This window comes from Simiduia litorea (genome assembly GCF_042853465.1).
Taxonomy (GTDB): domain Bacteria; phylum Pseudomonadota; class Gammaproteobacteria; order Pseudomonadales; family Cellvibrionaceae; genus Simiduia; species Simiduia litorea.
The window spans coordinates 3,909,384-3,933,945 of sequence record NZ_AP031497.1; the positions used below are offsets into that span (position 1 = coordinate 3,909,384).

The 24,562-nt window shown below is 49.2% G+C and carries 21 protein-coding genes and 1 tRNA gene; 5 read left to right on the top strand and 17 right to left on the bottom strand.

Annotation, left to right across the window (positions count from 1 at the left end; genetic code table 11):
* Positions 1-383: 383 nt before the first annotated feature.
* From ACGHTT_RS17265 to ACGHTT_RS17300, 8 genes are all read right to left on the bottom strand, one after another.
* On the bottom strand, positions 384-2,219 hold the full coding sequence (locus tag ACGHTT_RS17265; protein WP_390592220.1) for an ankyrin repeat domain-containing protein: 1,836 nt from the start codon (positions 2,217-2,219) through the stop codon (positions 384-386).
* Between the two features lie 90 nt (positions 2,220-2,309).
* Positions 2,310-4,013: a YdiU family protein gene (locus ACGHTT_RS17270; protein ID WP_390592221.1), complete on the bottom strand. Its 1,704-nt coding sequence runs from the start codon at positions 4,011-4,013 to the stop codon at positions 2,310-2,312.
* Positions 4,014-4,267: 254 nt separating this feature from the next.
* Positions 4,268-5,722: an ATP-dependent endonuclease gene (locus tag ACGHTT_RS17275; RefSeq protein ID WP_390592222.1), complete on the bottom strand. Its 1,455-nt coding sequence runs from the start codon at positions 5,720-5,722 to the stop codon at positions 4,268-4,270.
* Positions 5,719-6,903 carry a DUF262 domain-containing protein gene (locus tag ACGHTT_RS17280; protein WP_390592223.1) on the bottom strand — a complete coding sequence of 395 codons (1,185 nt, stop codon included), beginning with the start codon at positions 6,901-6,903 and terminating at the stop codon, positions 5,719-5,721. Before ACGHTT_RS17280 ends, ACGHTT_RS17275 begins: the two co-directional genes overlap by 4 nt.
* 115 nt (positions 6,904-7,018) lie before the next feature.
* Complete coding sequence (locus tag ACGHTT_RS17285; RefSeq protein WP_390592224.1) at positions 7,019-7,447, bottom strand: hypothetical protein; 429 nt, start codon at positions 7,445-7,447, stop codon at positions 7,019-7,021.
* 1,075 nt (positions 7,448-8,522) lie between these two features.
* A complete protein-coding gene (locus ACGHTT_RS17290; protein ID WP_379784082.1) occupies positions 8,523-8,738 on the bottom strand; it encodes a hypothetical protein in 216 nt (71 codons plus the stop codon).
* A gap of 10 nt (positions 8,739-8,748) precedes the next feature.
* Entirely contained in the window at positions 8,749-9,264 is a 516-nt protein-coding gene (locus ACGHTT_RS17295) for a hypothetical protein (protein ID WP_390592225.1), read from the bottom strand.
* A gap of 571 nt (positions 9,265-9,835) precedes the next feature.
* Positions 9,836-9,912 (bottom strand) — tRNA-Ile (locus tag ACGHTT_RS17300).
* Between the two features lie 393 nt (positions 9,913-10,305).
* Between ACGHTT_RS17300 and ACGHTT_RS17305 the strand changes: the two genes are divergently transcribed.
* Positions 10,306-11,817 (top strand): alpha/beta hydrolase, encoded by a 1,512-nt coding sequence (locus tag ACGHTT_RS17305; protein ID WP_390592226.1) that lies wholly within the window; start codon positions 10,306-10,308, stop codon positions 11,815-11,817.
* A gap of 83 nt (positions 11,818-11,900) precedes the next feature.
* Here the strand turns inward: ACGHTT_RS17305 and rpoD are convergent, their stop codons facing one another.
* From rpoD to rpsU, 4 genes are all read right to left on the bottom strand, one after another.
* Positions 11,901-13,769 carry an RNA polymerase sigma factor RpoD gene (gene rpoD, locus ACGHTT_RS17310; RefSeq protein ID WP_390592227.1) on the bottom strand — a complete coding sequence of 623 codons (1,869 nt, stop codon included), beginning with the start codon at positions 13,767-13,769 and terminating at the stop codon, positions 11,901-11,903.
* Positions 13,770-13,877: 108 nt separating this feature from the next.
* Positions 13,878-15,893 (bottom strand): DNA primase, encoded by a 2,016-nt coding sequence (dnaG, locus tag ACGHTT_RS17315; RefSeq protein WP_390592228.1) that lies wholly within the window; start codon positions 15,891-15,893, stop codon positions 13,878-13,880.
* Between the two features lie 83 nt (positions 15,894-15,976).
* Complete coding sequence (locus ACGHTT_RS17320) at positions 15,977-16,426, bottom strand: GatB/YqeY domain-containing protein (RefSeq protein ID WP_390592229.1); 450 nt, start codon at positions 16,424-16,426, stop codon at positions 15,977-15,979.
* Positions 16,427-16,577: 151 nt separating this feature from the next.
* Positions 16,578-16,793, bottom strand: coding sequence for a 30S ribosomal protein S21 (gene rpsU, locus ACGHTT_RS17325; protein ID WP_290259477.1), 216 nt, complete (start codon positions 16,791-16,793; stop codon positions 16,578-16,580).
* 220 nt (positions 16,794-17,013) lie between these two features.
* Here rpsU and tsaD point away from each other — a divergent pair, with 220 nt between their 5' ends.
* The 4 genes from tsaD to ACGHTT_RS17345 all read left to right on the top strand — a co-directional run bounded on the left by tsaD (position 17,014) and on the right by ACGHTT_RS17345 (position 19,576).
* Positions 17,014-18,072 carry a tRNA (adenosine(37)-N6)-threonylcarbamoyltransferase complex transferase subunit TsaD gene (gene tsaD, locus ACGHTT_RS17330; RefSeq protein ID WP_390592230.1) on the top strand — a complete coding sequence of 353 codons (1,059 nt, stop codon included), beginning with the start codon at positions 17,014-17,016 and terminating at the stop codon, positions 18,070-18,072.
* A complete protein-coding gene (gene folB / locus ACGHTT_RS17335) occupies positions 18,065-18,436 on the top strand; it encodes a dihydroneopterin aldolase (RefSeq protein WP_390592231.1) in 372 nt (123 codons plus the stop codon). The genes tsaD and folB overlap by 8 nt, the downstream gene beginning before the upstream one ends.
* The gene (gene folK / locus ACGHTT_RS17340; RefSeq protein ID WP_390592232.1) at positions 18,437-18,946 is read left to right on the top strand and encodes a 2-amino-4-hydroxy-6-hydroxymethyldihydropteridine diphosphokinase; all 510 of its coding nucleotides are present in this window, start codon (positions 18,437-18,439) and stop codon (positions 18,944-18,946) included.
* A 132-nt stretch (positions 18,947-19,078) separates the two neighbouring features.
* Positions 19,079-19,576: a hypothetical protein gene (locus tag ACGHTT_RS17345; protein ID WP_390592234.1), complete on the top strand. Its 498-nt coding sequence runs from the start codon at positions 19,079-19,081 to the stop codon at positions 19,574-19,576.
* A 161-nt stretch (positions 19,577-19,737) separates the two neighbouring features.
* Here the strand turns inward: ACGHTT_RS17345 and ACGHTT_RS17350 are convergent, their stop codons facing one another.
* From ACGHTT_RS17350 to ACGHTT_RS17370, 5 genes are all read right to left on the bottom strand, one after another.
* A complete protein-coding gene (locus tag ACGHTT_RS17350; protein WP_390592235.1) occupies positions 19,738-20,301 on the bottom strand; it encodes a membrane integrity-associated transporter subunit PqiC in 564 nt (187 codons plus the stop codon).
* A 6-nt stretch (positions 20,302-20,307) separates the two neighbouring features.
* Positions 20,308-21,312, bottom strand: a complete 1,005-nt coding sequence (locus ACGHTT_RS17355; RefSeq protein ID WP_390592236.1) for an MCE family protein — start codon at positions 21,310-21,312, stop codon at positions 20,308-20,310.
* Positions 21,309-22,076: an ABC transporter ATP-binding protein gene (locus tag ACGHTT_RS17360; RefSeq protein WP_390592237.1), complete on the bottom strand. Its 768-nt coding sequence runs from the start codon at positions 22,074-22,076 to the stop codon at positions 21,309-21,311. The genes ACGHTT_RS17355 and ACGHTT_RS17360 overlap by 4 nt, the downstream gene beginning before the upstream one ends.
* The gene (locus tag ACGHTT_RS17365) at positions 22,076-23,209 is read right to left on the bottom strand and encodes an MlaE family ABC transporter permease (RefSeq protein WP_390592238.1); all 1,134 of its coding nucleotides are present in this window, start codon (positions 23,207-23,209) and stop codon (positions 22,076-22,078) included. The genes ACGHTT_RS17360 and ACGHTT_RS17365 overlap by 1 nt, the downstream gene beginning before the upstream one ends.
* Before the next feature lie 72 nt (positions 23,210-23,281).
* Complete coding sequence (locus ACGHTT_RS17370; RefSeq protein WP_390592239.1) at positions 23,282-24,529, bottom strand: multifunctional CCA addition/repair protein; 1,248 nt, start codon at positions 24,527-24,529, stop codon at positions 23,282-23,284.
* Positions 24,530-24,562: the final 33 nt, after the last annotated feature.

Below are 24,562 nucleotides of genomic sequence, written 5' to 3' on the forward strand. Positions count from 1 at the left end.
GACTCTCCTGATGCAGCCTAAATCTGCCAGATCACGACGCAAATATATGAGTTGGGTTGTGCTCGCATGCCCTATGCTCGGCCTTCGGCCGCTAACGCGCACTAAATCATTCCAGATGATTTGTCTGACGGGTGCGTAGTGACTTGCTTCGAGTAAAGAAATGGTGGGTTTTCTGGGGCTCAAGTTGTTCAGGACCTGCCCGAACATGAAACAAAGAGATGAGTCGGATTGTACTCGCACATCCTGCGCTCGGCCTTCGGCCGCTAAAGCGCACCAAATCATTTCAGATGACTTGTCTGACGGATGCGGAGTGTTCTTACGACCATAATATGGCCAGTAATTACTAGCATAAAGTGGCCAACGTAGTTTTTCTTTTAAGACTGTTACGCTATCTTGGCTTGCCGTTGTTCAAATGAATTCTTCCAATTCTTGAACGCTTCTCGTTCTTCCTCAGTTATTTCCCCAAATCCTATGTATCGGCTGTACTCTGGAAACACAGTTGCTCTACATACTTGACACTTACTTTCAAGTTCCCAACTCTTATCTTCAACTGCTTTCTCCAGCAGTTTAAAGTTACCAAATGGCTTGCTGGTCGAGTAAGCGACAATAAAAAGAAAATCATCGGAAGACGCTGTTACAGTTTCGTGTTCGAATTGAATTTGCTGACCTTCAGAAACATCGATCCGATATACGGATATTATTTTTAAAAGCCGCCATTCGTTTATGTCTTCAATAGCAACAATCGTTCTGTCAGAGCTATCAAACTGTTTGTATTCTTCTGGAAAAAACGGAACAACTCCGGTTTTTGGCTTATGATCGTGTTTTGTCCACTCCAAGGTATTTAGGTTCAACTCAAAATCAAATTCATTCAACCGATGAGTTTCACCATCTCCCGCCTTTTCGAGCACTTCCCCGCCCTGAACCCTAATAATTGATTGACCGTTTAAATCTGCCGAGTGATTGTAAATCCACCCCGGGAATTCGCCATAAGTTTCGATTTTTTGAATTCTAAAAGAATTAGTATCGAGCCTATAAACCGGCGTTGTCCCATAATATCTCTTTGCGGGATAACCTAAACCACCAATTATATAAATAAAGTCATTTACTAAAGTAGCTGTATGAAAATCCGTTGGCGTAAAAATATCTTCTGGATATTGGTATATTATGAATTCTCCATTTCCTTTGTGATGGAACACTTCGTTGTAAATGGAAAAGTCCGGATCATATGAGTCCTCATGCTCTCCAGCAATCTCAATAAATTCACCGCCTCCGATAGCGGTAATAGATTTTCCAAATCGCTCATAGCACCAAACGGGTTTATCATTGAAGCTATCCTTATCATCAAATTGCTCTCTCGCTCTCCATGCGCCCGCATTACAACGCACCATATCATACCAAAAAGGAATTTCGCATTTTTGAGGGTTTGAATTTCCAAATGCTCTATACTTCTGGGCAAGGTATTCTTCTTTGCTTATAGACACTTGCTCCTGCCCCCCAATCTTCAGAAGATTGACCCTAACTTCACCTTCGATCTGATTTAAATCATCACCAGCTTCTGCAAGAACTTCTGCAATTTCTAAATTGGATGCATGGGCAATGGCTGTCTTTTGTGAAAACTGAGAACGATCTTTCTTATAGATATTTGCACCATGCTTCAACAGAGAATTTACACAGTTAATGGCTCCATCTTCAGCCGCCTGCATTAAAGGTGTGTAACCGAAAGAATTGTACCTTTCAAAGTTCACTCCTTTTTGGATCAGAAAGGTGAGCATATTTGCGTCATCCATCTGAATTGCATATTCCAAAGCTGGTTTGTTACATCGTCCTGTATCGTTGATACTTGCGCCTGCGTCGATCAAATAGCTAACTTTTTCTGTATCACCGCCTTGTATAGCAAGAAGTAAAGGAGTGCGCTCCCATGTATCCCTGGCACCTAAATCTTCACCCTCTCCCACGCAGTCTTGCACCTGCTGCAAACTACCATAGGCAACGGCATGGAATAACGGCGTCCAATTTAAATGTGATGGGTCAGCTCCGGAGTCAAAGAGGAGTTTGACAACGTCAAAACGCCCTAAACGGGAAGACACGCGCAATGGTGTCTCAAAATATTTAGTGCGCTCATTGGGGTTAGCTCCCGCTTGAAGCAGAGACTTCACTTGCTCAAGCAGATTACCCTCATTTGCATAAACTGTTTTTAACAGCGAGTTATTATTTTTCATTCTTTATACTTAATTCACCAAATCATCCAGTATCAACAAATTTTTTCATCTTCAACGGCCATAAGCGGACCTTTTTCCTGGCGGGTCCAATCAAGAAGAACAACTATAATGAGATACCCCACCGGCTTTAAAAAACGCCTGTGGTCTTAGTCTATAGTATTTATCTTCCACTTCTTTTGATTGTTCATCAAAAGGTTGGCTTAACACTTCCTGCAACTCTCGAACAAGCGTGTAATCATTTCCCATCGCTAGCTGGTAGGCTGGTGCAACAAGCCACTCTCGCCAAATGTATTTAGGATTAACCTGTTTCATCTGCTTTGAACGTTCTTCAATATTCTGGTATGGACAGACATGTGACTTCCATTTTTCTAGCCACTGAGACCAGTGTTCCTCTAGTGAATCTGTCGCATCATTATAGAAACTCTTTTTAAGTGGTTCAATATTCTCCGGAATGTTCGAGAGCTCCCGAAAGAAGATGGTGTAATCGACAGAGGTTTGCTCCATTAGTGTCATAAGATCACGGAACAACTCAGTGTTAAAAGTGTTCAGCCCAAGTTTAGCTGCCCACATCATTTCCAGTTTTAACTCCATCTCCGAAGAAAAACCTTGTCGAATTTCGTCAAATTTCTCTCGAGATTTCGGATGGGATTCAAGTAAAGGCCGCAGTGCGGTCCAAAACATGTGAAAGTTTCTTTCGGCCGCGGCGGGCTGGTTAAAGTACGAAAAATGTTGCCCACCACCGGTCCACGGCTGGTAACTCGGGTCGAAGAGTTCGCAGAATCCAAAGGGCCCGTAGTCGAGAGTAAAGCCTCCACCCGCGCAATTGTCGCTATTAAAATTGCCCTGGCAATAGCCGACGCGTAGCCAGTTGGCTACCAGGGATGTTAAGCGATAACGGAATTCGGCTGCCAACGCCACCACCTTCTCCGCAGTCGACAGCTTGTCGTCAATCACATCCTTATACTCGCGTTCGATTAAATGCAATGCAATCATCTCCAACTCTTCCATCGCTTTTGGATGCTCACCCTTACGGGCTCGGCGTCCAAAGAGTTCGAGTTGACCGACACGCAAGAAGGAAGGTGCGACACGCGTCGAAATAGCAACGGGTTCCGATACCATAATGTCGGGATCTGTGGAGAGTGATCCTTCAGAGTACCAAGGACGATTTACCGACTCTGTTTTTGATACGTACAAACACAGAGATCTGGACGTCGGTATGCCCAGCGCGTACATGTGCTCTTGTGCCAGAAATTCACGAACACTCGAGCGCAATACAGCACGCCCATCCCCACCACGGCAGTAAGGGGTGCGACCACCGCCTTTCAATTGCATCTCCCAACGTTGGCCACTGATAACAGCTTCTAGCACCGACACCGCGCGACCATCACCATAACCATTGCCTGTCTGGAATGGGCACTGCTGAATATACTCGGTTCCATAAATAGAAAGCGCATAACCTGTGGCCCAACCGATTTTACGCATGGGCGCAGGAACGTGAGAAAGATCACCTGAGAACAGCCGGCGAAAATCATCCGTTTGTGCCAAGCTATCGTCGAGATGTAGTTCGCGGAAGAATACTTTGCTGTGTGCGACGTAATCGGAATCAGCAATGGGTGTAGGTTTGACGGGTACGTAATGCCCCGTGAAAACTTGGCGAGGCCTGTAATCATCCCCATCTACTGTTGCATCAGGATCACTGTTGAGGGTATTCATCAGTGAATAGTCTGCCAAGGTGGCGAGATCTTCCAGCCTGGTCACGGCTGTAGAGGTTTCATCAAGCTGTTGTTTTGTCATAAAAAATCGCTAAACCTTATCCTGCCTATTACAACTCAATTGATAAAGCTGAAGTATAAGCCTAATGATAGGTTTTATTGTATTAAGTCGGCGTCAGAAATGCAGGGTTGGTTATGGGACGGCTATCGATTCAATTACAAAATGTTGAGAGGCGTCAGTAGCAGTCCCTGTAGATTGGTGAATTAAGTGCTACCTTCGCCAGTGATCATTGGCGCGCAAAATCAATGACCCTGACCCTATCGATCCTTAGCAGCTTACTTAGCCAGAGTTTCAAGCTGCCGGATGAATGCCTGAACACTTTCATTATTATCCTCATCACTAACCCATAAATCACAGAGTTTTGAGAATAGCTCTTCATATGATAATGAAAGGACCCTTGCTATCTCGACAAAGTAATCGTGGTGGTCAGAGCCAGCGGCCACTTCAATTGCTGCGTTGATAAGCTCAACAGGCTTTCCTATATTGCTAGCCACATCAACTATATTTCTCTCCGCTAAATAAGAAATAAGGTGTTCTTCAGGAGATAAAGCTGATGGTAAGAATATATAGTTTTCGACGTCGTCGAGCTGCTCACCCATCCTACCTCTACAATCACCGTCAAACACCGCAATAAACGAAAAATCAACAAGTTCAACTGGGAAACGCTTCAAGTCTTGTAAAACATCCCCTTCTGAACCAGAGCAATGATAGAGGAAGCTATCTGAGACAAATAATGGAGATGCTTTGATTAGGGAGCGTGCAAAAAGGAATGCGGCTTTATCTTCATAAAACAAAAGTCCTTTCTTGGGTGCAGTGAGCCCAAGCACTTCCATCTGCTCCATATTTGAAGGTGCATTGAAAAACTTTATTTCATTCAATACTCGGGTCATGATATGCACATGAGACCTAGGTATTTTTCTTAGTATATGCTCTGAATGTGTTGATATTAAACATGCAATACCCTTAGTTGCCAAGGTCATTGCTAGCACATCGCACAACCTATTTTGAATTAAAGGAGGAAGGAAGCTTTCAGGTTCTTCAATAATTAGAAAACTATTGCTTTTAGATTTTCCAATGTAGTCAACAATCCAAAAGTAATACAAAAGCGACAACTCGCCAAGCCCCATATCTCGGCTATCATATCTAACGTCACCTCTCTCGACTGAAAAAAACGGTAGCATTGGGAATGATTCAAATTCATCCTCTATATTAATTACTTCTATAGATGAATATTCCGTATTAGATATGAAGTTTGCCAACTTCAGCTCATCTGCTGATAATAGATTAGGGCTAAAGCTTTCTAATAGTTCATTTAAATTTTCTTGTTGGACAAATAAAGTCTGTATTTCAGGAATTAGCGTGCAGGGATCGAACAGCAAGCACAATATATCCTGTTCAATTTCATTTTTTTCGAAAGGACTTAGCTCAAGTGAGAAATTTTCACCAGATATAATTAAATTAAACTTAATCTTACTTTTATCCAATAGTTTTGAAAATCTCTGCCTATTGCTGGAGTCACTTTTTAGTGAATTATAAATCGCCCTAATAAAGTTACTCTTACCTGTCCCATTTTTTCCAACAATTGCATTCATGCCAGGTTTAAGAGTTAACTTAGTATCGCCAAAGACTTCACCTTCGGTAAACTCCATATCTTGTAAAATTAGAGGATAATTCCTTTTAAAGGTTATCCTCCAATGATCATCTCTTCGGGCTTGACGTAAATTGGTCATAGCTTTTGCCCCCAGGCAAGGCTATCTGCAATTTCTTCAAAGTTTTTCTCTGTAATTGTCGTCGGTGAAACTGTGGCTAGGTGGTGTATTGAGTGACGTAAGGCAGAATATTCTGTATTTTCCTCTATAATACTAGGAAAATAAGCAGTAAAGATCGACCATAGACTTATATCTCTTAAAACCACGGATGAGGTGTCAGCAACCCGGGAGCCAACCCTGTCAAGATACACAGCCAGTATTTTCTTCACGACCCCTTTATTCATACCTTTGGGCAATAAAGTTAAATCGATAGATTCCGAAATTTCTCTCTTAATACTTTCAAATCTTACGAAAAACTCTTTAAGAGTCTCGTCAGTACTAAACGAGTTAGTATATTTATATATAAATACTAACCAGCTAAGTGCTGAGGCTTTGTTCAATTTCACAGAGGTGTCGAATTGCCTTAAGCAAGTAAAAAGTTTGATAAGACACTCTTCCGCAGAAAGAATTAACTTACTATCAAATCCATCACTATCTCGGTAGCGAGCTGTAACGCCATTAGCTGTTATTTTTTTCTTTAACGTACGAAACTCTAATGTTAGTAAAAATTTTGATATTACGTCGTCATAGGCCATTCTTGAATTGGAAAAACCCAGAACTTCTCGGTTATAACCCAGTTCGACCATCTTTTCAGATAAATCTTTGACCTGCTGTCGAGCTTCCCCGAAGTAAGCATTTCTTTGTTCTGCTGATGTTAAGTTTGTTGGTTGGTTTAACCGATAGAAAAGCTCACCTGGCTCACCTGGCTTGTAGTCGGAAATGGTTAGCAAGCGAATTGTAAAGTCTTCTATTTTACCGGTAATCGTGTCGGGAAGTTCATCCCACGAAAGCCCGTCAAGCTCCATTATATACTGCTCTACTGGATCTAAGTTTCCGTTAATAGTGAATTCACCTTCCAAAAAATCACGTATAGCTGCTAAGCGCTGCTGGCCGTCAAGCACTTCTTGTTTATCACTATTAGGAACTTGAATTACATGAATAGGAGGGATGTGCCAACCTCTAAGAATACTATCAATTAATCGCTGTTTTTTAGCTTTCCCCCAAACCTCTCCCCTTTGAAAGTTTGGCTGCAAATCAAGACGTCCTTGCCCAATTTTTCTGTGTAAAGTAGCTATGTCTGGATCTGACGGTGTTAAATGCATTCTTTTTTTCCTTAATATTTTTGCACACAACTTAAGCGATATTATTGACTGCTAACGCTTAAAGCAACCGCGCGCGCTTTTTGCGTGTCGGATTGCCTTTACTTGTTAGCTGAGTCTAAAGGGGACAACAGAAAAATCTAACTCCTGTGGTTCCCGTATCATCGTTCTTCCCTTGAGAGGGCTCGGTTCTTTGCTCTAGACCGCAAACATAGTGCTTGGCTGGGCAGTATTGAGCGCCGGTCCAATTACCCCATGCTCCACTCGCACCATGACTAAGTGTTATAGCCTCACCAGGCTTTCTTTCTTCCTTCGATTTATTTTCCAGAGCAGAAATCCTATCAGAGGTTTCTGAAAATTCACTTACGACCGATTGTTTAACTTTGATAATATCGGAAAGAATCTCCTCTTTCTGTTCTATTATTGACGCAAAATCCCTATCATTTTCAACTGCTTTTAGACGCCCATCTATCTGCCCGATAAACAATGCCCCAGCTACAATCGCCAACACAACTGTTACAACAACTCCAATTTCTACTTTGTTCATAAAATCTCCTTATTTCCTTGTACAGCTAACAGCCTTATCTATGGACTATCTCGTTTTTGCAAGCATGGCGGATGAATTTGGTAGCAATTGCATTTATCTATTCGGTTCCAGCTTACGCTGACCATGATGACATTTGCGCAGTCGAGATTTGGGGTCAGAGTAAAAACTAAAGCGTCCGCTTTGGGTCGCAAGCAGGCATTCATGAAATACCACCCCGTTCAGAAAAGACCAAGAGAACAGCCTCCCCCCCATCATCCACTAAACCCACAACTCCCCACCACCTTTCATCGAAGAAACTTTTTCGAGCACCTCCAACGCCTGCCGCCGATCACGACAAGGGATAATCACCTTCCCGGTACTGGTCTTTTTATTCCACACCATGGGTGCTACAGCCTTGGACTCGCGTATATAAAACGGCCAGGCTGACGCGGGTATTTGATACCTAGGCATAGCACCCCACCGCAACGCCAAAGCGCTGCCAAATGGTAGAGTGAAAAATAGTGGTGCTGTATTTAATAACTATTGGAAGATCGCGTGTTCGAATACCGCACAAACACAATCGTGCAGCCGAAAGAAGCTGGCGATTTAGCCAGCAGAAAAATAAAGGACCGAAACTATGGCAACCAACGTCTTGCATACATCTTTCCTTGATGCACTAGGCCTAGGTATTAACTGGCCGCAGGTTGGTGGGCGGATACCTCTGCCCTAAGTGTTTGGTTGTTAACCGAAGGTGATTTATAGCACACTTTGGATGGATGCCAAATCCAAATTGCTCTAGCTGCGCAGGCTATCTAAGTGACAGGAACCGCTGTTGCATGCTACTGCGTAGATTTTGGAAATTTTAAGGTTAATAAATGGTGCACCCCAAAAGGTGCAATAGAAGCAAGGTGACGGGGTCATGTCTTATATTTGACATGCCCAATCTCGGTGATGGGATGTTGCGATAGAGGGCTATTTGCTCAACGAGAAACGCCGCTTAGCTTTTAACATGGCCAAAAAAACCTTTACCTTGGCGTTCTTGGGATCGATCTCGCCAGGCACTGGCTGATGCTGTTTTTCAAGATCGGTTAGGGGCTTATTTGCCTTCTTCTGACTGCTCATCTTCGACGTCCTTTTCGTATGCTTCTGGGTCTTCTAAGAACTTTTTCATATCACCAGACGCAAAGCCGTCTGGCTCTTGGAGATCTTCAGCCCCAACATTTCGAATGTGCTGCTTTGCGCGTTTTATGGCATCTGAAATCGAGCCCGTTTTCTTTTGCGCATCGCGGATGTGTTTAATTTTTTCGCTCATAACCGTCACCTTACAACCTCACAAACAGGTAGTCACCTTTTGCCACGTATATAAGCCCAAACCCTTCATAATAACGGCGTACATCGGCGTTAATTGGATTCATGACACGCAGCTCTGCAGCCCCTAACGCCTCCGCATAGCCTGCCAAGGCAAGAAAGGTGGTTTGGAATACCCGCACATCTTTACCGTTCTCGGGGTTACCTTCAATGAAGTCTAGTCGCAACTTGGTACCGTGATAGGTGGGCTTGCCCAAGCTTAAGCTCGCTAGCGTGCCGTTATTCCAAAGCGCCATCTCAAAGCGCTTAGGGTGACGATACTTAAATGCGTTGTAGCCTTCAGTCCAATCCCAGTCCACGCGACGCTTAGGAGAATAGTCCCAGCGCTTTGATTGAGTGAGTGCCATTTGATCAATTAGGCCAGCGCGTAGATTTGGCTGACTAGAACGTAAATCTTTATTAACTTCATCCAGCACTGCAAGCCGAAGCTTTGTGTAGCGATCTTCCGCATCCCTGTGGGTTGCTAACATTATCATTCTCTCCCTGAAAAAATTCGCTCGCGCTAGCCTTTGTAAATGAGCGCAATTGGTCGCCGGATTGTAATGCGCGCTGCCATTTTACAGAGAGAGAAAATTGACGAAATACACGAATTTACTGCAAATTTGTCGATTATCGGAAGCTCACTTTGACTGTCGTACCAAATACATCTACCTATGCGGCATTGTTTGTGACTTAAGAAATTAGCGATGCAAAGCTGTAAATGAAACAAAGAGATGAGTCGGTCCAACGGATGCGGAGTGACTAACTTCGAGTAGAAATGGTGGGCCTTCCGGGATTGTGTTCGCACTTCCTGTGCTCTGCCTTCGGCCGCTAACGCGCACCAAATCGCTCCTGGCGATTTGTCGATCGGGCCGGCCATCCGGACAGGACCTGCCCGAACATGAAACAAAGAGATGAGTCGGTCCGACGAGTACGGAGTGACTAACTTCGAGTAAAGAAATGGTGGGTTTTCTCGGGCTCGAGTTGTTCAGGACCTGCCCGAACTTGAAACAAAAGATGAGTCGGTCCGACGGGTACGGAGTGACTAACTTCGAGTAGAAATGGTGGGCCTTCCGGGACTCGAACCCAGGACCTGCCGATTATGAGTCGGATGCTCTAACCAACTGAGCTAAAGGCCCAAAACTTGATCTTTTGAAGCCTGGCGTTGTCGCGTGCTCGATCTCTTCAGTCACATAGTTGATCTATGCTCCTTCAGATATCTGCGCGGCTCCTAGCCATGCTGCAAAATCTCTGCGTTTTGACTTGCTGATCTTTTGTCACCTGACTGCGCTGCGATCTCAGAATTTTCAATCACATAGTTGATCTATGCTCATTCAAATTCCTGCGCGGCTCCTAGCCAGCCAACAAAACCTCTGCGTTTTGTCTTGCTGATCTATGTTGCGCTACGCGACATATCCCAGCTTTTACACCCCGCTAACGCAAAGGCGCTTTCGAGGGGGCGCCATTATAGCTATGCTGGGCGGCTTTGACTACTCTCGTAAATGATTGATTCGTAAAGGGGATGCAAGCCGGTGACTTTATCTGCATTAAAGCTATTGAAGGCCTTGGGGGCGCGCCTGGGTTGGTGTTTATTTGGCTTTTTAGCGGGTATGTTGGTAATTGTTTACCTCTGGTCGCAAACTCGGCCTGAGCTGTCCTTTTGGCACGACGACGAAGCTCGGTACCTTGAACTTGCCGAGCTAGCAAATCTAGACACAGCAAGCTGGCCAGAGTACCTCGCGCACGAAGAGCTGCAATTTGCGGCGCTCAATCGGCTGCTGGCTAAAAAGGTAAAATTGGGCAAGTCGCCCAGCGCACCTTGGCACCGCTTTAGCCCCACGGGTTCGGGCAACCCAGCCCTTTACCCCATGAATGGCAATCGATCTTATTGGCTTAGAGCAGCACAAAAACCCCGCTTCAAGGCGGTTCTCATCCACGGCCTTACGGATTCGCCCTATAGCTTGCACGCCATTGCAGACGACTTGCACGCGCAAGGCGGCGAAGTTTTGGGCTTGCGGGTACCAGGCCATGGCTTGTTACCCGGCCACCTCCTCAATAAACGCTGGGAAGACAGCCGAGCCGCGGTGGCCATGGCCGTTCGGGGCGCGATACGGGACGATCCGGCTACACCGGTTATTTTGGTCGGTTATTCCAATGGCGCGGCACTGTCTGTGGACTACGCCCTAGAAGCACTGCGTGATGAAAGGCTAAAACAGGTTTCCGCGCTGATTCTTATCTCGCCGGCATTGCGAGTGTCTTCTTTGGCGAGCTTCGCTAAGTTACAACTGTGGCTCGGCAAGTTGCCAGGTCTGGACAATTTAGCTTGGGTGGATATCTACCCCGAATACGATCCCTTTAAATACAATTCTTTTCCCGTAAATGCCGGCCAGCAAATTTACGAGCTGACGCAGGCGATACAAGCGCGCCTAAACGACCCAGAAATTCGCCCGCTGCTGTCCGCATTCCCTGCAACATTAATTTTTCAATCCGCCGTGGATGCGACCGTGGAGCCGAGCGCGGCGGTGAACGATTTACTGTTAAAGCTGCCCACACACAATAACCAGCTGGTGCTGTTCGATGTCGACCAGCTCGCTCAGGCCAAGGGCTACCTAAAACAACAACACCAAAATCTATTGGCACAGTTGGCCAACGCGGAACTGCCGTTCGACTACACATTAGTGACCAACCCGAATGGGGATCGCACTATAAGTGCGATACAAAGAGCGGCCGGTAGCGTCGTGTCGACGCAGCAGGTTTTGAATTTGTCTTGGCCAGAAAATATTTATTCGCTATCACACGTCGCTCTGCCCATTCCCGCCTCTGATAGCGTCTACGGTAAAAAGCGCAGCGTTGAGGTACCGATGCATTTAGGCGGTGGCGGCAGTCTCGGCGAGCGCGGTGCTTTTATTGTATCGATGGATCAATTAAGCCGCCTAAGGTACAACCCCTTCTACCCTTATCTGCAACAGCGAATCAACCGCTTCGTCGATAACCTAACCGCCAACCAAAGCGCCAACCATAGTGCCAACCAAAGCCAAGAATAAGGTGCCACAAACAAAACCCGAGACAATAAAAAAAGGCGCCCATTTTAGGCGCCTTTTTTTATCTCGCGATATCAGTGTTCGAATTACTCGTCTAAGAAGCTACGCAAATGATCTGAGCGCGAAGGGTGACGCAATTTGCGCAGTGCCTTGGCTTCGATCTGACGAATACGCTCGCGCGTGACGTCGAACTGCTTGCCCACTTCTTCGAGGGTGTGATCGGTGTTCATGTCGATACCGAAGCGCATACGCAATACTTTCGCTTCGCGTGCGGTTAGGCCCGACAACACATCGCGCGTGGCTTCAATCAAGCCTTCAACCGTGGCTGAATCTACCGGCGAGGTGATGGTGTTATCTTCGATGAAATCACCCAAATGCGAATCTTCATCATCGCCAATCGGCGTTTCCATGGAGATAGGCTCTTTGGCAATTTTCAGCACTTTACGCACTTTGTCTTCTGGCATGTCCATGCGCTCGCCCAACTCTTCCGGCGTGGGTTCCCGACCCATTTCCTGAAGCATTTGACGGGATACACGGTTGAGCTTGTTGATAGTCTCAATCATGTGTACCGGAATACGGATGGTGCGCGCCTGATCGGCGATGGAGCGGGTAATTGCCTGACGAATCCACCAGGTGGCATAGGTCGAGAACTTATAGCCGCGACGGTATTCAAATTTATCTACCGCTTTCATCAAGCCGATGTTGCCTTCCTGAATCAGATCCAAGAATTGCAAACCGCGGTTGGTGTACTTTTTCGCAATCGAAATTACCAAGCGCAAGTTAGCTTCAACCATTTCTTTCTTGGCGCGGCGGGCACGAGCCTCACCGATAGACATGCGACGGTTAATTTCTTTAATGGCAGACAGTTCCAAACTGGCTTCCATTTCAATCTGCTGAAGCTTGCGCTGGCTGCGTAAAATTTCCGGCTCGACGGCCTTCAACGCATCGGCGTAATCGCGCTTCTTCTTAACGATGTCGGCTACCCAATCTTCATTGGTTTCGGCGCCGGGAAACTCTTTGATAAAGGTTTTCCGTGGCATGCCAGCGCTGCGCACGCACAAATACATGATCGCGCGCTCTTCTGCCCGCACCCGATCCAACATACCGCGCACGCGCGCATACAGGGGATCAAACTGGCGTGGGGGCAATTTGAAGAACTTGAAGATTTCGCCCACTTCGTTCACCAACTTATCGGTGGACTTGTGGTTGCGGCCGTTTTTCGCCACTGATTTTTCGTACTTGGCTAAGGCTTCGCGCAGCGCCTCGAAACGCACGCGCGCCTCTTCTGGGTCTACGCCACCTTCGTTGCTGTCTTCATCATCGGACGAATCGCTATCGTCGTCATCGTCGTCATCGTCGTCATTGCTTTCGGCGGCGGCAGCGGCGGCATCTTCGCGGCGCTGTGCTTGCTCGGCAGCTGTGGGGACTTCGTCGGCAGGGTCTAACCAACCGGCGATAACGTCGACCATGCGACGCTCTTCTTTGGCAATCAGATCGTATTCACCAATAACCTGCTCAACCGCACCGGGCCAGCAAGCGAGGGAATGCATCAACTCGCGAATGCCTTCTTCGATGCGCTTGGCAATGGCAATTTCGCCTTCGCGGGTCAGAAGCTCGACGGTGCCCATTTCGCGCATGTACATACGCACGGGGTCAGTGGTGCGACCGGCTTCGGTTTCTACCGCAGCCAAGGCCGCAGCGGCTTCGGCGGCGGCGATTTCATCGGCAGAGCTGTCGCCATCGGTCATCAACAGGGTATCTGCATCAGGTGCGGTTTCGAACACCTTGATACCCATGTCGTTGATCATCTGAATGATGTCTTCAACCTGATCTGGATCGGAAATATCCTCGGGTAAGTGGTCATTCACTTCGGAATAGGTGAGGTAACCCTGTTCCTTACCGCGAGCAATCAGCTCTTTAATTCGCGATTGCTGCTGTTTGCCAATATCAACCATTCTAAACCCTGTGTATTACCAGATGAGGTGGGGGGAACGCAAAGCCGCGCATTATAACGCTATATGGGGATCAGGAGCCAGAATCCAAGCTCATTCTTCACGCTAGATTCAGGCTTTTTTCGCCAACAAAAGGCGTAATTGCTCACGTTCTTCGGCACTGAGGCTTTTTAAACCCTGTAATTTCGCTTTCTCGACCAGCGGCAAATCCGTCTGTAGCTGCAAGCGCCTGCGCAACTCTTTAAAAATATCCGCCAACTCTTGGCCGCGCAGCTCGGCACTTTGATCGTTGGCCGCAACGCTTGTAAACAAATGCATGCCGGCCAACTGACCCATTTTCACCTCGGCCTCGTGGCCGTGGGCACCGCGCCAATGGCCCAGCACCTGACCGATGCTGACCACCGGCCGGGCCGCCAGATAACTCACCAGCTCGCGCAATAGCGGCAAATCCGGATCGTCGAGCCCCGACAACTGGGCTAGCTCGCGCTCGGCTTCGGCAACCAGCTCAGTGTGGTAGAGCAACAGCGCCGTGGCCAATTTCGCCGGGGTAAAACCGATATTTTTCGACGAGCGCGCAAATAATTGCGGCTGACGGGGCAGCGATGCCTCGGCGCCTTCCCAGTGCTCGTAACCCTCGGGCGGCTGATTATCGCTCGGCGCTTGCTGGGCCCAAACCTCTTCGTAACCTTGGTCGTGATAGTCAGGGGCATCTTGATCGATGGTCGGCGGCAGCGCTTCGCTATCGGCGGGGCCAACCGTCGCTGGCCGGTTTCCTGGCGCCTGTGCGGGTCGATATTCCGGCCTAGGTGCCGGCTCGGGTGGCTGCTCAGCCAACTCCAACAAGGTGTCCTTATCTAACCCCGTGCGCTTGGCCAACTGCTGAAACATTAACTCGCGATAGACGCCCTTAGGCAGCTGATAAATCAGCGGAGCGGCGAGCTTACTGAGCCGCGCGCGGTGCTCCATGCGCTTTAAATCGAGACCGTCGGACACGGCGTCAAACAAGTAATCTTCCAGCGGAATGGCGCGATCGCGGATCAAGCCTTCGAACTTTTCCGGGCCAATTTGGCGCACCAAGGTATCCGGGTCTTCGCCATCGGGCAGGAATAAAAACCGCACCTGCCAGCCGTCTTGCATGACCGGCAATGAAACCTCTAAGGCGCGGCGCGCGGCGCGGCGACCGGCTTCATCGCCATCGAAACAAAATACCACTTCACTGGTGTATTTAAACGCTAAACGCAGATGCTCTTCGCCGCTGGCCGTACCCAAGGTGGCAACGCCATAGCGCAAACCAAACTGGGCTAGGGCCACCACGTCCATATAGCCCTCAACCACGAGCAGGCGCGGAATTTCCTTGTAGGCTTGGCGCGCTTCGTACAAGCCGTACAGCTCTTTGCCCTTGTGGAACACCGGCGTTTCGGGCGAGTTTAAATACTTGGGCTTGGAATTATCGAGCACCCGACCGCCGAAACCGATAACACGGCCACGCAAGTCGCGGATGGGAAACATGACGCGCTCGCGAAAGCGATCGTAGAGCTTATTTTCTTGCTCGTGCGCGATCAGCATGCCGGCTTCAATTAAGAGCTTTTTATCTTCTTCCGTTTCGCCCAAGGCTTTAAGCAAGTTATCCCAACCTGGCGGGGCGAAACCGATGCCGAAATTTTTCGCCACCTCGCCGGTTAAACCACGGGTTTTGAGATAGTTAACCACTTGTTGCCGGTTTTTGTGCTCGCGCAACTGGGTTTGGAAGTGCTCGCTCGACTTCTCCAGCAGGGTATACAAACTTTTGCGCACTTCGGCTTTTTTAACTTGCTCGGGGCTGCGCTGCTCGCGCGGCACTTCCAAACCGGCTAGGTGCGCTAAGGATTCCACTGCCTGGGGGAAATCCAAGCGCTCGTAATCCATGATAAAGCCCACGGCATTGCCGCTGGCGCCACAACCGAAGCAGTAAAAGAATTGTTTATCTTGGCTAACGGTAAAAGACGGGGTTTTTTCGTCGTGAAAGGGGCAGCAGGCGCTGTAGTTTTTGCCGGTTTTTTTCAGCTTAACGCGGCTATCCACAAGACTGACAATGTCGATGCGATCGAGCAGGTCATCAACGAAGTCTTGGGGGATTAAACCAGCCATAACCGTCTGAGCACCAGAAAGTGTTTAGGAGTGAGCCGGAAGTGTAACGGGGCGAGGCGCCAGCGACAATCGAACTGTTGAGCTTAACCCAGCTTGGCTTTCAGCAGCTTGCTTACATCGCCCATATCGGCGCGGCCAGCGGCCTGCGGCTTGATCAGCGCCATGGCTTTACCCATATCGCGCATAGACTCGGCACCACTGTCGGCAATCGCTTTAGAAACCATGGCATCCAACTCTTCTGCGCTCAATTGGGTGGGCAGAAAGTCTTGGATGACCAGCATTTCGGCTTTTTCCACCTCGGCCAAATCGGTGCGGCCGGCGGCCTCGAACTGGCTAATGGAGTCGCGACGCTGCTTGAGCATCTTATCCATCACGGCGAGGGCGCGGTCATCATCTACTTCGATGCGCTCATCCACTTCGATACGCTTAAATTCCGCCAATATAAGGCGAATAGCGGCAAGACGCTCTTTTTCACGGGCGCGCATGGCGTCCTTCATAGCATCGCTGATTCGAGTTCTGAGTTCAGTAGACATGGCTAACACCTAACATGGCAAAACACCCTAAGGGTAATTCGCGTGTGGAAGAGCAAGAAAGCACAATTTAACAGACTAGAAACGACTAACGGCCGGAGCTTGGAATTCCGGCCGCGCAGTCAGATCTGAGCAATAGCTTTAGGCAGCTAACTCAGTACATCCGCTGAAATTTACGGTTTTCGCGAGACATCTTCTTGGCGTGACGCTTAACAGCGGCAGCAGCTTCGCGCTTACGTACAGTGGTGGGCTTCTCGTAAAACTCACGACGACGAACTTCGGCCAAAATGCCGGCTTTTTCACATGAACGCTTGAAACGACGCAATGCTACGTCAAAGGGCTCGTTTTCTTTCAACTTTACTGAAGGCATTTCATTACCTGACTGTTTTAAATTCTCTACCCAAACTGCATCTTACAGACGGGTTTCCAAGGGGCGCAGATTCTATACAGTTCACCGACTAACATCAAGCCTAGGATGTGCGTCAATTTCGACCTACAACAATAGCGGACTAAAATGAGGACTATGCTGGTATCTGACCGGCGGCGACTTTATCATGCCGCTCCAACCTACTACATCATTTTTTTAGCCCATGCGTGTACTTGGCATAGAAACATCCTGCGATGAGACCGGCATCGCCCTTTACGACACCGACAAAGGCCTGTTGGCAGACGCGCTATACAGCCAAATAGCGGTGCATAGCGAATACGGTGGCGTGGTGCCAGAGCTGGCGTCGCGCGATCACGTGCGTAAAACTCTGCCGCTTATAGAGGAAGTGTTAACGAAAGCGAACCTAACGAAAGCGGACCTAGACGCCATTGCCTACACCTCGGGCCCAGGCTTAATAGGCGCCTTGATGGTTGGCGCCGCCGTGGGTCGATCCATGGCCTACGCTCTGGGCATACCCGCCGTAGGCGTACATCACATGGAGGGCCACCTGCTCGCCCCCATGCTGGAAGACAATCCGCCGGCGTTTCCCTTCGTGGCGCTGTTGGTTTCCGGTGGCCACACCCAGTTGGTTAAAGTAGAAGGCATTGGCCGCTATGAATTGCTGGGCGAATCGCTCGACGATGCCGCCGGCGAAGCCTTCGATAAAGCCGCCAAAATGATGGACTTAGATTACCCCGGCGGCCCGCACATCGCGCGCATTGCCGAGCGCGGCGCCAAGGGCCGCTTCACTTTTCCGCGCCCAATGACCGACAGACCCGGTTTAGATTTCAGCTTTAGCGGGCTAAAAACCTTCACCCTCAACACCGTCACCGAGCACGCCGAAGCCAATGGCTTGCCAAGCGATCAAACCTGCGCCGACATAGCCTTGGCATTTCAGGAAGCCGTTGTCGCCACACTGGTGATTAAATGCCGTCGCGCCTTGAAGCAAACCGGCTACAAGCGCCTGGTGATTGCCGGCGGCGTCTCGGCTAATAAATCCTTGCGCGAACAACTCGAAGCGCAGCTCGCCAAAATCAACGCCTCGGTATTCTATGCGCGCAAAGAATTTTGCACCGACAACGGCGCCATGATCGCCTACGCTGGCGCCCAGCGTTTACTGGCCGGTGAAACCGCAGATCTCGCCATTAACGTCACGCCGCGCTGGCCCATGGATAGCCTGAAACCCATCGCCACAACAACGGCGGCTGACCAGCATGAATGACCGCATCTTTATCGAAGGTCTTTGGGTGGAAACGGTCATAGGCGTGTACGACTGGGAGCGCTGCATTAAACAGCGCTTGCTGTTCGACCTCGTGCTGGCCACCGATATACGCCCAGCCGCCGCCGATGATGACATCGGCAAAACCTTGAATTACAAAACCTTAAGCGATCGCGTGATCGAATTTAGCGAATCCAAATCCCATCAGCTTATTGAAACCTTGGCCGAGCAAGTGGCAGAACTAATCCAAACCGAATTTAAGGTCAGCTGGCTCTCGCTCAAACTTTCCAAGCCCGGTGCACTACCCAAAGCCACCAACGTGGCGGTTTACATCGAACGCGGGAAGCCCGTCGAGCCGACACCCTAAATGACCGATATTTTTTTAGGCTTAGGCAGTAACACCGGCAAACATAAAAACTTATGCGCCGGTTTAGATGCGTTAACAGAAGCGCTAGGGGAACTCACGCTGTCGTCTGTGTACGAAAGCTTACCTGTGGGTTTTGATGGACGGAATTTCTACAACCTCGTGGTGGCGGCAAAAACCGAGCTCGCGCTCGCAGACCTCTCGCGCTTATTAAAACAGATTGAAGACGCCAACGGCCGCCTTCGCGACGGGCCAAAATTCAGCCCGCGAACGCTGGATATCGACATTCTCACCTACGGCGAAGCCGCCGGAAATTTCGGCGACATCGAACTTCCCCGCGACGAAATTCTGTTCAATGCTTTTGTATTGAAACCACTGGCAGAAATTGCGCCCGACGCCCTCTTGCCCGGCTCCAAAGCCAACTACGCCACACTTTGGCAGAATTACACCAGCAGCCAACAGCTCTGGCCGGTCAGCTTCATTTGGCAAGGTCGCGAGTTAACACGCATTTAAGCGACCAGCCAGCGCCAGCTCATTATCAAACAAACCCGTTTGATGCATATCAAAGCCGCTCCCCCGCACTGTGCTATGGTAAACGTTGACCTCTGTTCAACATCCACTGAGCAACCAGCACAGGAGCATGACATGAACGAACACCTGAAAAAAGAAATCGAGCTAAGCATTGAAAAAATGCGTGCCATAAAAGCATCCATTCAACACGCGGCGGCCGAGGCTGAGGTTAAAGCTAAGAGCTTCTGGCAGGATGCAGAACAACAACTCGACACCATTGAAGGCAAATTACGCTCGGCAAAAACCTCACTTGGCGCAAGCACTGATGAAGCGATACTGCAGGCACACTTAGCGGCCATGGACGCCAGCGAGCACTGGGAACGAATCAAAGAAACGGTCGAATCCACCTTACAACACGGCAGGCAAAGTGCTAAAACAGAACTCGACTACACTCGGCTAAAAGCGCATTTAGCCAAGATGGATGCACAGCAATTTTTCGAGGAGGATGGCAAAGCGCTGATCAAAAAATTTAATCAATCACGAGATCAAGTGTCTAAAGATGTGGCCAGCGCGCTCGCCCTAATGAGCCAACATATGGATAAAGTTGCCAGCCACATGCGCCGAGATGTGTAGCCATAATTAATTGTTGGCTGAAGAAACCCAACGACGCGCGCCTAAACCTAGCTTAGCTAGCAAGTAGCCTTCACGTAAGTCTTACCAATTTCGCATCGCAACGCCATTCATCGGTTGCGATGCGAAATCGGTTTTATCGCGAAGACATAGAGTTAAGCAGATTACAGCGCCTTCCCTACATCCTCGGCTAGCAGGGCTAGCAATTGATTCAACCCATTCACCAAGCCAGTAGAGTTAGACGCCGCGACCACCTGCTTATTGAAGTGATGATATGTCATCTCGGCGTCAGTGCCGGTGGTTACCACCACCCAGGTTGCCTGCAAACCAACGGCCTCAGCATCGCGAAAGATGTTATGAATTTGCACCCGTACACTTTTCTGAGGCCTACTGTCTTGGCGCCAAGGGAAGTACACAAAGGCGCGCGCGGGCGCCTGTGCCGTCAACTTCATGCCTAAGGTTCGCGCCACACCTTTCTCTAAGGGCTCGGCCCAAACATGTCCCGTTAGCACCTGAATGGCGCCATCTTTGTGCTGATAAACTAATTGAGGCCGATTCAAAAAACCCGCCAGTTCAATCGGGCCGACGCCAATCAATACATCTACCGCCGCGTCGGGCGCTGGCGCCAACCATTGACTATCACCCAACAGATAAAATGTTTTTGGCGCAACGCTTTTACAGGCACTAAGCACCACACAAGCCAGCAGAAGTAGCAGAACAGTTTTCATGGGCAATCAATCCTCGGCATTTTCACGCCCACGCCAAATGGCATCGGGGTTTTGATCTAAAGTTTCCGATAGGGTTTGCAGTGCGCGCGCCGCACGGCGAACATCATCGAGCGCCGCGCCCATTTTGTTGACCGTTTGTCCATCCTCGGAAAAGGTGTAGGCCATCTGGCTCGCCGCCGTTTCTACCGTAGCTAGGCTGTTATTCAAACGCGTCAAACTGGAATTTAGCGAAGCCACTATTTCAGGCGCACTGTTATTGAGCTCACCAATGAGTTGATCTGCTTGCGCTAAGGTTGCAGATAAATCACGCCTTAATATCGCCACCTCTCCGTCCAAACCGTTAGCGGCCTTTTCAATAGCACTCAAGGTATTATTCGCGCCAACCAAGGTGCGCTCAATTTCGCCCGACGCCAAGAGCGCGTTAACCCGCCCAACCATCTGATTCAAGTTGCTGACTAAATCTTCCAAATTGATATTTTGAAACTTCTTGGAAATCTGCTCGAATTCCGTTGCCATGGTGGGAATTTCCACCAACGCCGTTTGGTAACCATAGCGCTGCACTGGTGTATCAGGGTGAAAATCCAGTTCCACATACAGCAAGCCGGTTAAAAAACTTTGATAATTTAATTGCGCCCGCAAGCCGTTTTCCACTGCCTCAGTTAAGAACTCCTCGCTCGCCGCCAAGCCACTGCTGTTAATGCGCTTCAACAACAAATCCGCCACCACCGTCGTTACCGCCGCCTGACTGGCACCCTCATCGCCACCGCTGTGCTTGGATAGGCTTTGAAAATTGATTTGAATATCAGCGATCTCGCCGAGTACAACACCCTTCAGCTTGATAGGAGCGCCAATCTGCAAGCCCTGTACCGAGCCCTCGAAATACATAATGACACTTTGCTTTTTGGCGAACAGGCGGCCGCCAGAGAAAAAAAGCAAAGCCAAAAAGGTTAGCAATAAGGCGCCAAAAATAAAGGCGCCTATTGCGAAAGAAAGATTTTTGTTTGCCGTCATCCGCTGACAACCTCTGTATTTGTTTGGCGATTGAGAAAGTTTCTGACTTTGATTGACGCGCTAGATTCTGCCAATACTTTAGGGTTACCGCTATCTAACATCGTTTTCGACTCGCTATCGAGGAATATACACTGGGTGCCAATGGTCAGAATACTGGGCAGCTCGTGAGAGACAATAATAACCGTCGAATCCAATGCACCACAAACCTGAACAATAAGCTCATCTAAACGCATAGAGCTGATGGGGTCTAGCCCGGCTGACGGCTCATCAAAAAATAGCAATTTAGGGTCTAAGGCAATAGCGCGCGCCAGCCCTGCACGCTTATGCATACCGCCCGACAACTCCGAGGGATAAAACGCCTCAAAGCCCGCCAGCCCCACCAATGCCAATTTGTAAGCAACCGCCTCCTTAATTTGCGCGGCCGATAGGTTGGTATAGAGCTGCATGGGCAAGGCAACATTTTCAGCCAGCGTCATACTGGAGAATAGAGCGCCGGTTTGAAAGGTAATGCCCCAGCTTTTCAACAGCGCCAATTGTCGTTCGTGATCAGAGGCATAAAATGCAACCCCCTCGTAGACAACATCGCCCTGTGACGGCGGCAATAAACCTATCATGGATTTCAACAAGGTAGTTTTACCGCAGCCGCTACCACCCACCACAAAAAAAATATCGTTCTTCTTTACCGTAAAATTTAAGTCGTTTTGAACCGGGCGCGCACCATAGCCAATGCTCAGGTTGCGAACGTCTATAAAGGGGCTAGTCATCAGATCCCCAACTTGTCATAAATAATATTAAAGGCGGCATCTGCCACAACCAGATACACAATCGCACTCACCACAGCATTGGTGGTGGCCAGCCCCACAGCGGTTGAATTTCTGCCGCAGCGAATACCGGCGTGACAGCCGGCCATGGCAATTAGCACCCCAAACACCAAGCTTTTCAATAAGCCCGTGGAGATATCTAGCCAATCTACTGCTTGCTGCGTTTGCAGTATGTACTGAGTGTAACTGACATCCATGCTGGTGGTGATTAACGCACCACCGAGCATGCCGATGGTATTGGCATAGATGGTTAGCAACGGCATGGTTAAAATCAGCGCTAAAAGGCGTGGCAACACCAAAAATTCTAAGCTCGACACACCCATCACTTTGAGTGCATCAATCTCTTCATTGACTTGCATGGTACCAAGCTGAGCAGCGTAGGCCGCACCAGTTCTGCCGGCCATAATAACAGCGGTCATTAGCGCGCCCATTTCCCGCACCATACCGAGTGACACGAGATCGGCAACATACACTTGCGCGCCTAGCTGGCGTAATTGAATGGCGCCTAAGTACGCCAAAATCATTCCCACCAATAAACTAATCAGAGTAACAATCGGCAATGCCTTCGGGCCAGACTCGCGAATGAAGTAAAAGATATCGCTAGCGCGGGTATTAGCTCGCCCAGAAAGCCATTTAACGCAGGCGAGGCAAACATCGCCGACGAATATAAAATGCTCTTTAACACTTTGGCCGTGCTCTGTGAGCCAATTTCTTAGTTTCGCCCGCCAGCCGATATAGACCGGATTAGTCGGCTGTTCATATTCGGGGACATCTAATGCTAACTTCAATAGCTGCTGCAAAGCAGGGCTAGATTCAGAATAGCGAAATACAATATTTTTTTTCTGGCAGCGTCGCGCAAGCTGCAACAATGCGATAGCTAAACTCGAATCCCACTGGCCAAGTTCACGGGTATCCAGATTCAGGGCTTTACAATCGAGGGGAAAGAGTGCGCACAGCTGCGCGCCCTCGGGTGCGCTACCTAGGTGCCAATTACCACGAATATGAAGCGTGCGCTCATGGTGTTCAGCGCCGGCACTAAATTCCGCGTGCGCGGCAATCATTGTAGGTTCAGACAAGTCGTTAACACCTGAGGTAGATCCATTTTATCCCAGCCAAAACCAAGCTTATCAGCTAAACCATGAACGATGTTACTTGTCTGGGATTGGCCAGTCGTCTTTAAGTTTAGCTATAGCGGCAATGCGCGCACGATTAATACCTTCACCTAAGGCTTTTCCTGTTAACCCTTGTGCCATCAATGGATCGGGTTTAACTGCTAAACAAGCCTCTAGCGCAGCGGCAAGATATTGCTCTTGCGGGTAGGGCGCGGTCTCAAACCCGGTTCGGCCACGGGCGTCGGCTTTACAAGCCGCGGTAAATAAAGGCACTCGCTCAGGTCTGCGCAAGCCATCTATGGCTTGCAACAGTGTCAACACCGTGGCCGGCTTCAGCTCAAATAATCGATGGCAATTCAAATGCTGCCCGGTAACGGCCAAAGCCAAATCGCGATGCTCTTTTGGCACACCGAGTCGCGCGCACACATCTTTAACCAGCGCCAGACCTCGATGCTCGTGGGCTATATGCCTTGGCAACTCGTCAATTGGCGTCACACCTTTTCCTAAGTCGTGCACCAAGGCGGCAAATCGCACCCGCGTATCGGCGTCGGCTGCAGTCAATAAAACCGATTGCTGTAGGGTCAACATCGTGTGAATGCCGGTATCAATTTCCGGGTGATACTCGGCTCGCTGTGGCACACCCCACAGACAATTTAATTCGGGAATAAGCCGCGCTAACGCGCCGCAGGCGCGCAAGACCTCGATAAAAATTTCGGGGTTGGGTTCAGCTAAGGCCCGCTGCATTTCCTTCCACACCCGCTCTGCCACTAAGTGATCAACCTCGCCGGCATCGACCATCGACTGCATTAACGCTTGAGTTTCTGGCGCCACCACAAAACCCAATTGATGGTAGCGTGCGGCAAAACGCGCGATGCGTAAAATACGCACAGGATCTTCGGCGAAGGCTGGGGACACGTGACGCAGGATTTTGTTTTCAATATCCTGCCTGCCGCCGTAGGGGTCGATAAACTCACCTTGATCGTTTTTGGCGATGGCATTGATGGTGAGATCGCGGCGGATCAAATCTTCTTCGAGACTCACGCTTACATCGGTATGAAAGGTAAAACCTGTATAGCCGCGCCCCGACTTGCGTTCTGTGCGCGCGAGCGCGTACTCCTCGCGCGTCCGACCGTGTAGAAAAACAGGAAAATCTTTACCGACTGGCGTAAAGCCTTCAGCCAGCATTTGCTCTGGCGTTGCGCCAACCACTACCCAGTCGCGCTCGTGAAAGGGGAAACCCAGCAATTCATCGCGCACGGCGCCGCCAACGAGATACACATCCACCTGAAAACCTACCGCTTTTTTTGCTACAGAAGA